Origin of the sequence: Adhaeribacter rhizoryzae (assembly GCF_008629685.1) — a bacterium.
GTDB lineage: Bacteria > Bacteroidota > Bacteroidia > Cytophagales > Hymenobacteraceae > Adhaeribacter > Adhaeribacter rhizoryzae.
The window spans coordinates 89,849-105,249 of sequence record NZ_VWSF01000013.1 but is presented as its reverse complement, the minus strand read 5'-3'; the positions used below and the strand labels follow the sequence as shown (position 1 = coordinate 105,249).

Below are 15,401 nucleotides of genomic sequence, written 5' to 3'. Positions count from 1 at the left end.
AAATATTAAGCGTAAACTTCTTTTTTGGCTGATTTTAAGGTGTTCAGCAGTAAAGAAGCAATGGTCATGGGGCCAACGCCACCCGGAACGGGCGTAATAAAGCTGCACTTAGGTGCTACTTCCTCAAAATTCACGTCGCCTTTCAGTTTAAAGCCCGATTTGGTAACACTACTTGCAACCCGGGTGGTTCCCACATCTATTACAACTGCGCCTTCTTTTACCATATCGGCCGTAACAAACTCGGGTTTGCCAAGAGCAGCAATAATAATATCGGCTTGTAAACAGATTTCTTTTAAATTGTGGGTGTGGCTATGGCAAATGGTAACGGTACAATTACCCGGATAAGCACTTTTGGCCATTAAAATACTAACCGGTGAACCCACAATGTGGCTGCGGCCAATTACCACGCAATGTTTCCCTTTGGTCCGGATTTCGTAGCGCTTTAATAGTTCCAGAATGCCGGCGGGTGTAGCCGGTAAAAAGGCTGGCAAATTGGCTACCATGCGGCCCACGTTAACCGGGTGAAAGCCATCTACATCTTTCTGCGGCGAAACAGCTTCCGTCACTTTATCCGAAGAAATGTGCTTAGGCAGCGGCAACTGTACAATTAATCCGTCAATATCAGGGTCGTTGTTTATTTCCTGAACCTTGTTTAATAACTCTTCTTCGGTAACCGAATCTTCGTACCGGATTAAGGTAGATTTAAAACCTACTTTTTCACAGGCCAGCACTTTATTATTTACATAAGTAATACTGCCGCCATCGTTGCCCACCAGAATAGCTGCCAGGTGCGGGGTTTTCCCACCGCTGGCTTTTAATTTTTCAACTTCTACAGCAATTTCTTCTTTAATTTGGTCTGATATTTTTTTACCGTCGATGAGTTCCACTTTTGAATTATAAATTAGAAATGATGAATTATGAATTAGAAATTAAAAGTTTCAAAGTTTACTTATTTCCAAGGAATATGCACATCGCAAATAACTTTCATTAAGCAAGTTCTTGCAACGATTTACCAGATAGCAGTAGTTTAGCAAAATTTATACTGGCAATTAAATCTTCCTTTTCCAGTTCCGGATGATCCGCCAGAATTTCTTCTTTAGTCATATCTGAGCTTAATAAATCCAGCACTACCTCTACGGGCCAACGCATTCCCCGAATACATGGCTTACCATGGCATATTTCAGGGTTTATCGTAATTCGATCCAGGTAATTCATAAAATGCTGCTTTTTACTTTCGGTTAAATCCTTTTTCAATTACTATTAATCCAAAGCAAAAGGTATTAAAAATTAAGTCCACAAGCTTTTAACACCTGTGGACTTTTAGATTAATCCAACTTCAGAACGGCTAGGAACGCTTCCTGCGGTATTTCTACGTTACCCACCTGGCGCATCCGTTTTTTACCTTTTTTCTGTTTTTCCAGGAGTTTTCGTTTCCGGGAAATATCGCCACCGTAACATTTGGCCAAAACGTTTTTGCGCATGGCCGAAATAGTTTCGCGGGAAATGATTTTTTGCCCGATAGCTGCCTGAATGGCAATTTCGAACATTTGGCGCGGCAATAATTCTTTTAACTTTTCGCACAACCGGCGGCCCCAATCGTAAGCCTTATCGCGGTGAACAATGGCGCTTAAAGCATCCACCTTTTCGCCGTTCAGCATAATATCTAATTTTACCAGGTGCGAAGTCCGGAAGCCAATTAGTTCGTAATCCAGGGAAGCATAGCCGCGGGAAAGCGTTTTTAGTTTATCGAAAAAGTCGAACACAATTTCGGCTAATGGCATCTCAAACACCATTTCTACCCGATCTGAGGTTAAATAATTCTGATTTTTAATCTGGCCCCGCTTATCCATACAAAGCGAAATAATGGCACCCACGTAATCTGACTTGGTAATAATTTGAGCTTTGATAAATGGCTCTTCAATCCGGTCGATGTAATTCGGTTCCGGCATATCGGAAGGCGCATTTACGGTAATTTCATCGCCTTTGGTCGAGAATACTTTAAACTGAACACTTGGTACGGTGGTTATTACCGTCATGTCGAATTCCCGCTCTAGGCGCTCCTGCACAATTTCCATGTGCAACATACCTAAGAATCCGCAACGGAAACCAAAACCTAAAGCCACAGAGCTTTCCGGCTCCCAAACCAAAGAAGCATCGTTCAGCTGCAATTTTTCCATAGCCGACCGGAGTTCTTCAAACTCGCTGGTTTCTACCGGATAAATACCGGCAAATACCATAGGTTTTACTTCTTCAAAACCCTGAATAGATTCCTGCGTGGGATTTTCTACGGTGGTAATGGTATCACCAACTTTAACTTCTTTGGCATTTTTAATACCCGAAATAAGGTAGCCTACATCGCCAGCCCGCATTTCTTCGCGCGGTTCCTGGTTTAGCTTTAATACGCCAATTTCGTCGGCGTTATATATTTTGCCAGTATTTACGAATTTTACTTTGTCGCCCTTTTTAAGGGTACCATTCATAATCCGGAAATAAACCTCAATACCGCGGTAAGAGTTAAAAACCGAATCGAAGATGAGGGCTTGTAACGGTGCCTTCGGATCGCCTTTAGGAGCCGGAATGCGGTCGCATATGGCATTTAATATATTTTCAATACCAATACCGGCTTTACCGGAAGCATGAATAATATCGCTTTTATCGCAGCCAATTAAATCTATAATTTCATCCGAAACTTCTTCCGGCATGGAATGCGGTAAATCTATTTTATTTAAAACCGGAATAATTTCTAGGTCATTGCCAATGGCTAAATATAAGTTAGAAATGGTTTGGGCTTCAATTCCTTGGGAAGAATCTACAATTAAAAGCGCACCTTCACAAGCGGCAATCGACCGCGACACTTCGTACGAAAAATCCACGTGGCCCGGCGTATCAATCAAATTCAGCACATAATCTTCACCTTTATAATGATAATTCATTTGGATGGCGTGGCTTTTAATGGTAATCCCCCGCTCCCGCTCCAAATCCATATTATCCAGCAACTGGTCCTGCATTTCGCGTTCCGCTACTGTAGAGGTAAACTCTAGTAAACGGTCGGCAAGGGTGCTTTTTCCGTGGTCGATATGCGCAATAATGCAAAAATTCCGAATGTTCTTCATACTAGCTTTATACGAAATACAAAGGTAAGAATTCTGCTTTTAATTATAGTATTAAAATAAAGCGGCGAAATTCCCCTGCCTGATTATTTTTTTTGAAAATATTAGTGCCTTTGGATCAGAATACTTAATCCCAAGATCGCTTTCTGCAAATTATTCCGTGTAAAATAGATTCTCAAAATTATGTTTTCGGTTGATCACAGATTAGTCGGCTTCGTATAATTCCCAAATAAATTTTTATGAAGAATCAATCACAATCATCCCAACGCCCTGCTTCTTCGCCGCGCATGGCGCAGATTGTAGAACGCAATATTCAGGCATTATTAGACAGACAGCAGCAAGAAGATAAAAACCGAAAATTAGAAACCCGCATTGCCGATACCGTTACCCGATTTACCGGCAGCATGGCTTTTGTATACATTCACCTGGTGCTGTTTGGCTCCTGGATAATTATTAACTTGGGCTGGGTAAGCCTTAAACCATTCGATCCCTCCTTCGTAGTTCTGGCCATGTTTGCTTCGGTGGAGGCAATATTTTTATCGACGTTTGTTTTAATTAGCCAGAACCGGATGGCCGCCCAAGCCGATAAACGCGCCGATTTGGATTTACAAGTTAGCTTGTTGTCGGAACACGAAATTACCCGGCTAATAACTTTGATACGGGCAATTGCGCAAAAAATGGAAATTCCGGAATCAGCCGACCCGGAAATTGATGAACTAGCCGAAGATGTGCACCCCGAAAAAGTGCTCGATACCATGGCAAAACGGGAGGAAAATACAAAAGAAAATTTTAAAGCCGAGAGTTAATAACAGGAGTTAACTAAACAAGCTGGCCGGTATTTTCCATTAATATATACGGAATACAGTTTTTATTCCATTTACTCCGGAACAATCTTACTGCTTGGTCTTTGGCTAAGTTAATAAAGCTTTCCCATTGGGCCGGATGAATGGTTTGGCACCCTAAACTGGAAGTAGTATTGTAGCCGCCTTTATGAATATTAATACCAAAGCTGCCGGTATCTTCATAATCGGGGTTGCCATCGCGGATTACCGTTACTTGCCCCATGCACTGAATTAAAGCCATGTATTTATTTTTGTGCAAACCAAAAGAATGGGCCAGCCATAAACCTGGTTTAAGGCGCGCTATTCCTTTGCGATCCTGCTTGCCAATACCTTTCCGGAACACCGAAGGATCAGTATTAGCGTTAAAAGAAGCCGTTACAAACGGCGAATCGATAAACAGGGCATCGTCGTAAATGCCCCTGTCGTTTTCGCCGGGCTTTCCCAGCGTATTTAGGTAATATCCCCGGATGCCCACAACCACTAAAGGATGCTTTTCACGATCTATTTGAAAACCCGTAATCAGGTTTTGTAACTGGCCCGAAGAGAGCCGGGGTTTTGCAGCAGGAACTGGTACCGCCATGATTTAATATTTACGTTTTAGAAAATCAAGTAAGCAGCAAAAATCACCGGCATTAAATACTTAATTTAACCGGTAAACCAAGGGTAAATATTTTCAAATACTTAAGCCTTCAGCGGCTAAATGCTTATTAATTAGCTTTTAATATTTAACTGCTGTTACGCAAAATTTAAATTGTGTACTTTCTATAAGTCTTTGAAGCCTACATCTGTCATTCAGGAGGAAACTTGTTCGTGATTTGCTAACAAGTTTCCTCCTGAATGACAGAAATATCTATTTAACCTTCTATTATTTAAACTTTTGCGTAATGGCAGTTCTTAATAATTCAGAAATTAATTTACATAAATATTTTTTCTTTTCCAATGCCTGTAAAATATTAGTTGAGGGTAGCTAAACCGAAATAAAACAGTAAATAAGCTATTTATATAAACAGCATAATCAAAATTCGGGCAGGTGCGTTTAGATAAAAATAGGTGCTGATATTTTTAGTTATCTTCGCCCGAATAAGTATTTACCCTGTTTTCCTGTATGCAAACAACTAAAACCGAGGTCTACAAACCCCAAAACCAAATTCGTATTGTAACGGCTGCTTCTTTGTTCGATGGGCACGATGCCGCCATTAATATTATGCGCCGCATTATTCAGGCTTCCGGGGCGGAGGTAATTCATTTGGGCCATAACCGTTCGGTGCAGGAGATTGTGGATTGTGCCATACAGGAAGACGTACAGGCCATAGCCATTACTTCGTACCAGGGCGGGCACCTCGAATTTTTTAAATACATGCACGATCTGTTGCAGCAACGCGGCTGCGGCCACATAAAAATATTTGGCGGTGGCGGCGGCGTAATATTACCTTCCGAAATTGCTGAATTGCAAGCTTACGGCATTACGCGCATTTACTCGCCGGATGATGGCCGGGCCATGGGATTACAAGGCATGATTAACGACATGCTGCAGCAATGCGATTTCCCGACCGGCAAAAACCTGAATGGCGAAGTAAATTATTTGCAGCAAAAAGAGGCAAAAGCAATTGCCCGCTTAATATCCGCAGCTGAGAATTTCCCGGAAGATTACGAAGCGATTAAAGCCCAACTAATAAACAATATCGACCAACGATTAACGAATAACGAACAACGAACAACTCCCGTCCTGGGTATAACCGGTACGGGCGGTTCAGGTAAATCGTCGTTGGTAGATGAACTGGTACGGCGGTTTTTACACGATTTTCCGGAGAAAACGGTAGCCATTATTTCGGTGGACCCCTCGAAACGCAAAACCGGAGGCGCCTTGCTCGGCGATCGCATCCGAATGAACGCCATTAGCAACGAGCGGGTGTATATGCGTTCGCTGGCTACCCGGCAATCGAATTTAGCTTTATCGCGGTACGTGCAAGATGCGGTAGATATTGTAAAATTGGCCAATTTTGATTTAATAATATTAGAAACCTCCGGTATAGGTCAGTCTGATACCGAAATTGTAGAACACTCGGATTTAAGTTTGTACGTGATGACGCCGGAATACGGCGCGGCTACCCAGCTCGAAAAAATTGACATGCTGGACTTTGCCGATATTATTGCCTTAAATAAATTTGACAAGCGTGGGGCCTTAGATGCGTTGCGCGATGTAAAAAAACAATATAAGCGCAACCACCAACTCTGGGAAACACCCGACGAAGAAATTCCAGTTTTTGGCACCATTGCTTCTCAGTTCAACGACCCCGGCATGAACCAGCTTTACCGGGCTACGCTAAAAATATTAAGCGAAAAAAATAATCTGAATTTCGAATCTAATATTCTGGCTTCAACAGAACAATCTGAAAAATTATACATTATACCGCCCAGCCGCACCCGCTACTTATCTGAAATATCGGAAACCAACCGGAACTACGATAAATGGGTAAAAGCCCAGGCGGAAATTGCTCAACGCCTTTACGGACTAAAAAAATCGAAAGAAGCCATTAACGGGCTCCCGCTGGAAAACAAGGAACAACTGCTAAAGCAATTAGAGGAAGCTTACCACGAACAAAGCTTACAACTAGATGGGCAAAATAGAAAATTATTGGAAAAATGGCCCGATAAAGTAAAAGCTTACCAGGACGATTATTTTGTATTCCGGGTGCGCGATAAAGAACTGAAGATTAAAACCCATACCCGTTCGCTGTCGCAACTCGATATTCCTAAAATAGCCCTGCCCCGCTACCAGGCTTGGGGTGATCTATTGAAGTGGAACCTGCAAGAAAATGTTCCCGGCGAATTTCCGTATACGGCTGGCGTATTCCCGTTTAAGCGCGAAGGCGAAGACCCAACCCGGATGTTTGCCGGCGAAGGCGGCCCTGAACGCACCAACCGCCGTTTCCATTACGTAAGTTTAGCCATGCCGGCCAAGCGCTTATCAACTGCTTTCGATTCGGTTACTCTTTACGGCGAAGACCCGGATCACCGGCCCGATATTTACGGCAAAATTGGCAACTCGGGCGTTTCGGTTTGCTGCTTAGATGATGCTAAGAAACTTTACTCAGGTTTTAACCTTGCCGATCCGCTCACTTCTGTTTCCATGACCATTAATGGCCCGGCGGCTATTCTAACCGCTTTTTTCATGAATGCCGCCATTGATCAGCAGTGCGAATTGTATATTAAACAGAACGGGTTAGAAGAAGATATTCATAAAAAAATAGACGAAATATTCCGGGCTAAAAACCAGGAGCGGCCGCACTACCAAGGCGAATTACCCGCAGGAAATAATGGTTTGGGCTTAATGCTGCTGGGTGTAACCGGCGATCAGGTTTTACCGCCCGCCATTTACCAGGAAATAAAAGCCAAAACGTTAGCTGCGGTACGTGGTACCGTTCAGGCTGATATTCTGAAAGAAGACCAGGCCCAAAATACCTGTATATTCAGTACGGAGTTTTCGTTGCGGCTCATGGGCGATGTGCAGCAATATTTCATCGATCAAAACGTCCGGAATTTCTACTCGGTTTCTATTTCGGGTTACCACATTGCCGAGGCCGGCGCCAACCCTATTTCCCAACTAGCTTTTACCTTGGCTAATGGCTTTACTTTTGTAGAATATTATGTGAGCCGGGGCATGGATATTAATGCCTTTGCCCCTAACCTATCGTTTTTCTTCTCCAACGGTATTGATCCGGAATATGCGGTAATCGGGCGCGTAGCACGGCGTATTTGGGCCAAAGCCATGAAACTGAAATACGGCGCCAACGCACGGTCGCAAATGCTTAAATATCACATTCAAACCTCCGGTCGCTCGCTCCATGCCCAGGAAATAGATTTTAACGACATCCGGACAACGTTGCAGGCCCTTTACGCCATTTACGACAACTGCAACTCTTTACACACCAATGCTTACGACGAAGCCATAACTACACCTACCGAGGAATCGGTGCGCCGGGCCATGGCTATTCAGTTAATTATTAACCGGGAACTGGGTTTGGCTAAAAACGAAAACCCGCTGCAAGGCTCGTTTATAATTGAAGAACTAACCGACTTGGTAGAAGAAGCCGTACTGCTGGAGTTTGATAGAATTTCGGAACGGGGCGGCGTATTAGGCGCCATGGAAACCATGTACCAACGCGGCAAAATACAGGAAGAAAGCCTTTATTACGAAACCCTGAAACATACCGGCGAATACCCGATAATAGGCGTTAATACTTTTTTGAGCAGCAAAGGCTCTCCTACCGTTATTCCGGCCGAAGTAATTAGAGCTACCGAAGAAGAAAAGCAATACCAGATTAAAATGCTGCACCAGTTACACCAACAGCACGCCGATGAGCAGGAAGCCGTTTTAAAACGGTTAAAACAAGTTGCTATTACCAATGGCAATATTTTTGCAGAATTAATGGAAACGGTAAAATGCTGCTCGCTCGGCCAGATCACGCATGCCTTATTTCAAGTGGGCGGGCAATACCGGCGGAATATGTAAACTCAAGGTAAACTCACTTAAAGCAGTACTTGAGGCTGGCTTATAAGCTACAATATTTCAAGTGTTTAGCTTATTCTTAGTAAAACTTTAAATAAACCCGTTTAGCTATTCAATTATTTCGAAATTAACAAATTGATAACATCATAATTCAACAAGTAGCAGTTTTTTTCGTTATATTAGTAACAGTTAAATCGCTGCTTTTATGAAAAAATATACTACACTATCCTCCCTGCTGGTTTTAGGTACCTTAGGTTATCTGGTAAAAGTTTGGATAACCCCCGAAGACATACAATTAAATTTTGCGGATGAAGAAATTCATCTTTATTTGTAAAATACACCATTATTAAAAGGCGAGGGCCACTTTCAGCATGAAAGTGGTCCTCGCTTTTTTACGAGGTAACTCAAGCTAACCTCTTCTTTCGTGTTTACGGAAAAAATATTGTTCCTGGCATGCTTAATAATTAATTCACTATTTAAATAACAGTAAAGATAAAGGCTCAAAATGCAACAACGTTTTAGCAGAGATTCCAATTTGTAAGTTGAATATTCTCTAAATACTTAAATATATTTTCAGTTATTAAGGCACTAATAATCAGATATTAACAATACATAATTTACATCAATACTTAACATCCTGAATAATCAATTTTAATATGCTGGATTATCATCTTGCCAGATTGCAGTACAACTTCAATTAATCCTTTGCGTTGAACAACTGGGCCAGGATTTAATTATTTACTCTATATTGGCGCCGATTCAGAAAACACAAACATTATTTTTTTACCAAAACTATGAGAACAAAGAACCTTAAAGATCGCATCAGTTATATTATTGGTCGCGACATGGCTGCTAATTTCCAAAAGCAAGGACTTGAAATAAATCCGGATATATTTATTCAGGGGATGAAAGAAGCCATGAGTGGCACCAAATCGGAACTGAACCAGGACGAAGTGCAGGAGGCCATGATGGAATTGCAGCAATTAATGCAATCGCGGCAGGCATCTACGCACAGCCGGGAAGGTGAAATTAACCAACAGGAAGGCGAAGCTTTTCTGGCCGAAAATAAAAACCGCGAAGGCGTAGTTACTTTACCGAGTGGTTTACAATATATGGTATTGCGCGAAGGCACCGGCAAAACACCCGGCCGCACCGATAAAGTTACTACACATTACCACGGTACCTTAATTGATGGCACCGTATTCGACAGCTCGTACGAAAGAGGCCAGCCGGCTACATTCCCCGTAAATGGGGTAATCTCGGGCTGGACGGAAGCGCTGATGCAAATGCAGGAAGGTGCCAAATGGCGCTTGTTTTTACCTTCTAACCTGGCTTATGGTGCCCAGGGTGCCGGCGACGATATTGGCCCGAATGCGACCCTTATATTCGACGTAGAATTATTATCGGTTAATTAATAGTTTAAACCTAAAATATAATTACCCCAAAGAGCAAAAGCACCTTTAACCTGCTTTTGCTCTTTTGTTTTGTGCCGGTATATTATTTCTGCAAAACGCTATTTTACATTAGTTAGCACCTAATTTATCCACCATTCATTTAATAGTATTAACCGGTAAGATTTAATAGCTTAAACATACCTAAATCAATATTTCTGTTATACCTTTGGCGAAATTTTTTAAATTTTAAATGTCAGGTAATCAAACTGCACACCGGGTTTCTACCGCCGGTTTACTTATATCGTTAGGCATTATTTACGGCGATATAGGCACTTCTCCGCTTTACGTAATGAAAGCCATTATTCTGGGAGGAGGCAAAATCATAAACTTAGATCTTATTTACGGCGGAATATCCTGTATTTTCTGGACCTTAACGCTGCAAACCACCTTCAAGTACGTAATTTTAACTTTACGAGCCGATAACAAAGGTGAAGGCGGCATTTTTTCGCTTTATACGTTGGTCCGGCGTAAAGCCAAATGGCTAACCATACCGGCAATTATTGGGGGTAGCGCTTTGCTGGCCGATGGCATTATTACCCCGCCTATTTCGGTTTCTTCGGCCGTTGAAGGTTTACGCTTGCTATACCCCGATATTCCTACGGTGCCTATTGTTATAGGAATTTTAACGGTGCTGTTTTTACTCCAGAGTTTTGGTACTCAAATTGTTGGTAAAACCTTCGGCCCCATTATGCTGGTTTGGTTTTTAATGCTGGGTACGCTGGGCTTCATAAATATTCTGCACCACCCGGAAGTATTAAAAGCAATAAATCCGTATTACGCTTACCAGTTGCTGTACAATTTCCCGGGTGGCTTTTGGTTGCTGGGAGCCGTTTTTCTGTGTACAACTGGTGCCGAAGCTTTGTATTCGGACCTGGGCCATTGCGGCCGGGGCAATATTCGCATTAGCTGGATTTTTGTAAAAACCTGTTTGCTGCTTAATTATTTTGGCCAAGGTGCCTGGCTTACCCTGCACGTGGGCGATACGCTAGCCGAAAATAACAACCCGTTTTATGCAATTATGCCGGAGTGGTTTTTATTTATTGGCATTACCATAGCTACTATTGCGGCCATCATTGCCAGCCAGGCCTTAATTACGGGCTCTTTCACCTTAATCAGCGAAGCCATCCGGCTGAATATGTGGCCCAAAGTGCGGCTTATTTACCCTACCAATGTTAAAGGGCAATTGTATGTACCCAGTATTAATCGGCTGCTGTGGCTGGGCTGCGTGGTGGTGGTGCTCTATTTCCGCGAATCGGCTAATATGGAAGCGGCTTACGGCTTATCTATTACCATTACCATGTTGGCCACAACCATTTTGCTGAGTTATTACCTTTACCTGAAAAAGTTTTCGAAGCTGGCCGTATTCTCGTTTTTAGCAGTGTACCTGAGCATCGAAATATCATTTCTGGTAGCTAATCTTATTAAATTTCCGCACGGTGGTTGGGTTTCGGTGGCTTTAGGTTTAGCTTTAATTTCGGTAATGTATATTTGGTTGCGGGCCTTTTTCATTAAACGGCGCTTAACCGAGTACGTAAAACTAAAAGATTATGTAGAGTTTTTAAAAGAACTCAGCGAGGATAATTCTATTCCAAAATATTCGACGCACCTCATTTTTATGACCAGTGCGGAGCGCAAGAGCGAAATAGAATCGAAGATTATTTATTCGATATTTCAGAAAAGACCCAAGCGGGCCGATATTTACTGGTTTGTGCACGTTGATACGGTAGACGAACCTCACACCATGGAATACAAGGTGCACCACTTGGCCCAGAACGATGTAATCCGGATTGATTTTCGGTTAGGGTTCCGGGTAGAACAACGCATTAATTTATTTTTCCGGAAAGTTATTGAGAACCTGGTTAAAAATAAAGAAGTGGATATAACCAGCCGGTACGATTCTTTAAATAAAGCCAACGTTATCGGCGATTTCCGGTTTGTGGTACTGGAGAAATTCTTATCACTAGAAAATGATTTGCCCTTCCTGGAGAAACTGATTATGGAAGCTTATTTCTATATAAAAGAATATACCCCTTCCGAAGATAAGTGGTTTGGCCTCGATACCAGTTCGGTTAAAGTAGAAAAAGTACCGCTTATTATTAGGCCCGTGCGGGAAGTAGATTTGCAGCGAATAGAATAATTTTAAAATATGGCGAGAAATCCTGAAAGTAATATTTCAGGATTTTTTTTATACCCCTGCGCGCAATCCGGCTCCGTATATTCCGGCTAAACTTGTATTTTATACGTATAAACAGCTTAGCATAAAACAGAAAAAGCTTTATAAATATATAAGAATGAAATTAGCCTGGATTATATTTGGCAGCCTAATAGTACTTTTACTGGCCTACGGCCTCTGGAACAAAGAAAATATCCGGCACGAGAACCTGGCTTCCGAGATGCCGCAAACTTATTCTGATAGCAGCCGGAACGGCGGAATTGACCCAGAGAAAAGTGGTGATTTTTTTTCGCGGATATTTAAACAGAAAAAACAACCGGCCAAATTGCCAATAACACAAGCTTTGCTGGCCGATAGCATTGTAAGTTATGGCTTGAGCTTAATTGGTACGCCTTACTTACCAGCCGGTATTACCTGCGAGGGTTTCGATTGTTCCGGTTTTGTTTACCACATTTATCAAAAATACGGCATAAAATTACCGCATTCATCGGCTATGCTGATGCAGGAAGGGAAAGAAGTACCTTTAACTGAAGCCCGGAAGGGCGACTTAATTGTTTTTACCGGAACCGACGAAAATGATACTACGCCAGGACACGTGGGGGTTGTTATTACGGAACCCGGCCAACCCGTAGAATTTGTGCATGCCTCTTCTGCAACGCGCCAGGGAGGCGTAAAAATAAGCAAGGTAGATAGTACGGGCTACGAAAAGCGATTTTTACAAGTAAGAAGAGTGCTATAAAAAGAAAATACCTGATTGCCAGCCGGTAGATACGCCAGCACAGCAATCAGGTAATAAATCCTAAAAATCTTACCAAGCCACCAATCTGTTTTGCAGACCGGCAATCTTAAAAAATAAGATCTAAAGAACCAGGTTGAGTTTTGTCTATCAGGCAAAAACCTGATTTAAAACTTTAAACCAGTTGAAGGTACAACATGATTCAGGCTTGACAAAATTTGTTTCGGACTAGACATTTAGACCTCCTTTCTTTACGTTCAACATCTCTTACAGGGGGCTCCAAGCACCTTATGGATTCAGCCGGTAAGCTGTAGCACTCGCTACTATTTACTAAAGTAAAAATTAAACCTTAAGGTTCAAAAATAATTGCACTATTTTTTATATTTTTTTCTAATTACTTTAAAAACAGCGTTATGCGTTAAAAACAAGGCATTTATGAATTTACATCTTCATAGTTAATAGTATTTTTAAAATATAAAATATTGACTATTAATGCTTTGTAAAATAATTTTTATGCTTAAAAAAGTAACCGTCTGGGTTAATAAAAGTCTGGCTTCGGCGGCAGCATCTAATAAATACACATCCCCAATTATATCGTACTTGGTATAATAAACAGCTGTAGCCATTAACCCTAAATCGCTGCTTAAGGCCAAGGTAAACAGGCAGCATTAAACTCCCACCGGAAATCCGCCACCAAACAGGTAAGTCCTATTGCCATAATCAAGACTGCTCCTATTTTTTAGGGCCAGTAATCCACAAAAAGCCTTTTAAATGAATAAATGGCCAAATACCCGTAAGCGAAAAAAAAATACCCTTAATACAAAGTAGCAGCATTACTGATTTAGAATTATTCTTTTATGAATAGGTTAGGCTAAAGATTTTCACATGTACTAGTAATCCGTAAATGTCTGCTTGCGGGTTTGCTCTCAATAGCCGATATTGTTTATGCCAGTCTGTTTCAATTTACCGGAATATTTAATTAATTTTATAAAGCCCGTAATAATTGTAATTTTTTCGGCTTGGTTTTTAGCTTATTTTACGCCCGCTAAACCATAATTTTTATGACAGCAGCATACCTTTATTGAGTTTTGAGAGTAAACAGCTTTATTTAATTTGTTTTTACCTAAACTAATTTCCTCATGAAATTAATTGCATCTTTTATATGCTTTTTACTCGTTTTTCTCTCTGTTCAGGCCCAGCAAAATAACGAACCAGCCTTGGGTATTTGGACCAATGCAAATAAAGAAGCCCGGTTTCAGATTTATAAATGCGGTGAAAAATTATGCGGTAAAATTATTTGGCTAAAAGAGCCGCTGCTACAAGGTAAACCCAAAGTAGATAGTAAAAATCCGGATGAGACAAAACGCAGCCAGCCTATCTTGGGCATGGTTTTTCTCAAGAACTTTGGCTACGTAGGCGGAAACAAGTGGGATAATGGCTCCATTTACGATCCGCAGAGCGGTAAAACTTACTCTTGTTATATGAAAATTCTGGACAAAGATAAACTGGAAGTAAAAGGGTATATTGGCATAGCGCTGGTTGGCCGTTCCCAAATCTGGACCAGAGTTGAATAAGTATTTAGTATTTCAACGAAACCCGATAAAATATATTTATAGCAACTTATCTTAACTCAACCTGCTATAAATAGCCACAGCCCAGCTTAGTGTTACTAAGCTGGGCTGTGGCTTGCCAGATTTAGAATAAGACTAAAATATGCTTTCTATACGGTAAGTGTTATCGCGGAAAGTAAACTCCTCCCCTTCAGATTTGCCGACCATGGCTTTAAACAACGGCGACATGGCCGAAATGGCAAAGTATTTCTCGCCGTTTACCGTAATTTCGCCTAAACTAATTGAAATAAAATATTTCTGAAGGCTGGTGATTACAATACTGCCCAGCATAATGTGTTTATTTTCTTTGGTAGCTACAATCCGCTTCAATACAGATAAGCTGATTATGGCCTCATCCAGTTGTTTGGCAAACATGTCGCGCTGAATTTGGCAGGCTTCCCGGAAAGACTCAAACTTATCTTCTAACGCTCCCTGGTGTTCATTAGCGCTTTGCTGGGCTTCATCCATGGCACTCTTGGCCGTTTGAATAACTGAGTTTTGGATGCGCAGGCATTCCGCTAATAATTGTTGCTTCAGGAGTAAGTTTGTAGCAGGTTTAGTAGTGGTTTCAGGAGTCATATCGGACTTAATTTTGAATACTAGGTTTAGTAGAAAAGATTTCCTTATTCGAAAAAGAGAGAAATAGGTTACCAAATAGTAAAAATCAAAAGCTATATCAAGATATTGATTTTTTAGCTAATATTTAACCAAATACTTAAGATAATGTTTAGAAAAGACAAATACTTTGCTATTGAAGAACACCAGTCAGAATAGCAGTATGCTGTAATTTTAATAAAATATTGTCTTTGGTTGGTTGGGGTCGGTTCAACTGCATTGGAAAAAAATGCAGGTATTTACAATATAAAAAATTAAAGGAGAACCCGTAACATATAAAAGTTATAACGAGTACGAACAAATATTGTAATTAACGAGCAGTCGGATTTTAGCTAATGCTGCTTTGTTTAC

General features: G+C 41.3%; 13 protein-coding genes. 7 read left to right on the top strand and 6 right to left on the bottom strand.

Features of this window, described 5'->3' with window-relative positions:
- Positions 1 to 5: 5 nt before the first annotated feature.
- From F0145_RS16480 to lepA, 3 genes are all read right to left on the bottom strand, one after another.
- Entirely contained in the window at positions 6 to 887 is an 882-nt protein-coding gene (locus F0145_RS16480; RefSeq protein ID WP_150089905.1) for a bifunctional 5,10-methylenetetrahydrofolate dehydrogenase/5,10-methenyltetrahydrofolate cyclohydrolase, read from the bottom strand.
- A 100-nt stretch (positions 888 to 987) separates the two neighbouring features.
- Positions 988 to 1,254 carry a DUF433 domain-containing protein gene (locus tag F0145_RS16475; protein WP_317133185.1) on the bottom strand — a complete coding sequence of 89 codons (267 nt, stop codon included), beginning with the start codon at positions 1,252 to 1,254 and terminating at the stop codon, positions 988 to 990.
- A gap of 71 nt (positions 1,255 to 1,325) precedes the next feature.
- A complete protein-coding gene (gene lepA / locus F0145_RS16470; RefSeq protein WP_150089903.1) occupies positions 1,326 to 3,113 on the bottom strand; it encodes a translation elongation factor 4 in 1,788 nt (595 codons plus the stop codon).
- Positions 3,114 to 3,349: 236 nt separating this feature from the next.
- Between lepA and F0145_RS16465 the strand changes: the two genes are divergently transcribed.
- Positions 3,350 to 3,916: a DUF1003 domain-containing protein gene (locus F0145_RS16465; RefSeq protein WP_150089901.1), complete on the top strand. Its 567-nt coding sequence runs from the start codon at positions 3,350 to 3,352 to the stop codon at positions 3,914 to 3,916.
- 13 nt (positions 3,917 to 3,929) lie between these two features.
- Here the strand turns inward: F0145_RS16465 and F0145_RS16460 are convergent, their stop codons facing one another.
- Positions 3,930 to 4,532, bottom strand: coding sequence for a hypothetical protein (locus F0145_RS16460; RefSeq protein ID WP_150089899.1), 603 nt, complete (start codon positions 4,530 to 4,532; stop codon positions 3,930 to 3,932).
- 525 nt (positions 4,533 to 5,057) lie between these two features.
- Between F0145_RS16460 and F0145_RS16455 the strand changes: the two genes are divergently transcribed.
- From F0145_RS16455 to F0145_RS16440, 5 genes are all read left to right on the top strand, one after another.
- Positions 5,058 to 8,465: a methylmalonyl-CoA mutase family protein gene (locus tag F0145_RS16455; protein ID WP_150089897.1), complete on the top strand. Its 3,408-nt coding sequence runs from the start codon at positions 5,058 to 5,060 to the stop codon at positions 8,463 to 8,465.
- A gap of 202 nt (positions 8,466 to 8,667) precedes the next feature.
- Entirely contained in the window at positions 8,668 to 8,796 is a 129-nt protein-coding gene (locus F0145_RS26855; RefSeq protein WP_262719790.1) for a hypothetical protein, read from the top strand.
- Positions 8,797 to 9,256: 460 nt separating this feature from the next.
- Positions 9,257 to 9,877, top strand: coding sequence for an FKBP-type peptidyl-prolyl cis-trans isomerase (locus tag F0145_RS16450; protein WP_150089895.1), 621 nt, complete (start codon positions 9,257 to 9,259; stop codon positions 9,875 to 9,877).
- Between the two features lie 229 nt (positions 9,878 to 10,106).
- Positions 10,107 to 12,053, top strand: a complete 1,947-nt coding sequence (locus F0145_RS16445; RefSeq protein WP_150089893.1) for a KUP/HAK/KT family potassium transporter — start codon at positions 10,107 to 10,109, stop codon at positions 12,051 to 12,053.
- A 154-nt stretch (positions 12,054 to 12,207) separates the two neighbouring features.
- The gene (locus F0145_RS16440; protein ID WP_150089891.1) at positions 12,208 to 12,828 is read left to right on the top strand and encodes a C40 family peptidase; all 621 of its coding nucleotides are present in this window, start codon (positions 12,208 to 12,210) and stop codon (positions 12,826 to 12,828) included.
- 464 nt (positions 12,829 to 13,292) lie between these two features.
- On the opposite strand, the gene F0145_RS26260 is transcribed toward F0145_RS16440, so the two are convergent.
- Positions 13,293 to 13,451: a hypothetical protein gene (locus F0145_RS26260; protein WP_190277571.1), complete on the bottom strand. Its 159-nt coding sequence runs from the start codon at positions 13,449 to 13,451 to the stop codon at positions 13,293 to 13,295.
- Positions 13,452 to 13,964: 513 nt separating this feature from the next.
- Here F0145_RS26260 and F0145_RS16435 point away from each other — a divergent pair.
- Positions 13,965 to 14,399, top strand: a complete 435-nt coding sequence (locus F0145_RS16435) for a DUF2147 domain-containing protein (protein WP_150089889.1) — start codon at positions 13,965 to 13,967, stop codon at positions 14,397 to 14,399.
- 132 nt (positions 14,400 to 14,531) lie between these two features.
- On the opposite strand, the gene F0145_RS16430 is transcribed toward F0145_RS16435, so the two are convergent.
- Entirely contained in the window at positions 14,532 to 15,014 is a 483-nt protein-coding gene (locus F0145_RS16430) for a GreA/GreB family elongation factor (protein WP_150089887.1), read from the bottom strand.
- Between the last annotated feature and the right edge of the window lie 387 nt (positions 15,015 to 15,401).

Coding starts and splice junctions, on each gene's coding strand:
- lepA (WP_150089903.1), bottom strand. CDS start 3,113: ATGAAGAACATTCGGAATTTTTGCATTATTGCGCATATCGACCACGGA.
- F0145_RS16465 (WP_150089901.1), top strand. CDS start 3,350: ATGAAGAATCAATCACAATCATCCCAACGCCCTGCTTCTTCGCCGCGC.
- F0145_RS16460 (WP_150089899.1), bottom strand. CDS start 4,532: ATGGCGGTACCAGTTCCTGCTGCAAAACCCCGGCTCTCTTCGGGCCAG.
- F0145_RS16455 (WP_150089897.1), top strand. CDS start 5,058: ATGCAAACAACTAAAACCGAGGTCTACAAACCCCAAAACCAAATTCGT.
- F0145_RS26855 (WP_262719790.1), top strand. CDS start 8,668: ATGAAAAAATATACTACACTATCCTCCCTGCTGGTTTTAGGTACCTTA.
- F0145_RS16450 (WP_150089895.1), top strand. CDS start 9,257: ATGAGAACAAAGAACCTTAAAGATCGCATCAGTTATATTATTGGTCGC.
- F0145_RS16445 (WP_150089893.1), top strand. CDS start 10,107: ATGTCAGGTAATCAAACTGCACACCGGGTTTCTACCGCCGGTTTACTT.
- F0145_RS16440 (WP_150089891.1), top strand. CDS start 12,208: ATGAAATTAGCCTGGATTATATTTGGCAGCCTAATAGTACTTTTACTG.
- F0145_RS26260 (WP_190277571.1), bottom strand. CDS start 13,451: ATGGCTACAGCTGTTTATTATACCAAGTACGATATAATTGGGGATGTG.
- F0145_RS16435 (WP_150089889.1), top strand. CDS start 13,965: ATGAAATTAATTGCATCTTTTATATGCTTTTTACTCGTTTTTCTCTCT.
- F0145_RS16430 (WP_150089887.1), bottom strand. CDS start 15,014: ATGACTCCTGAAACCACTACTAAACCTGCTACAAACTTACTCCTGAAG.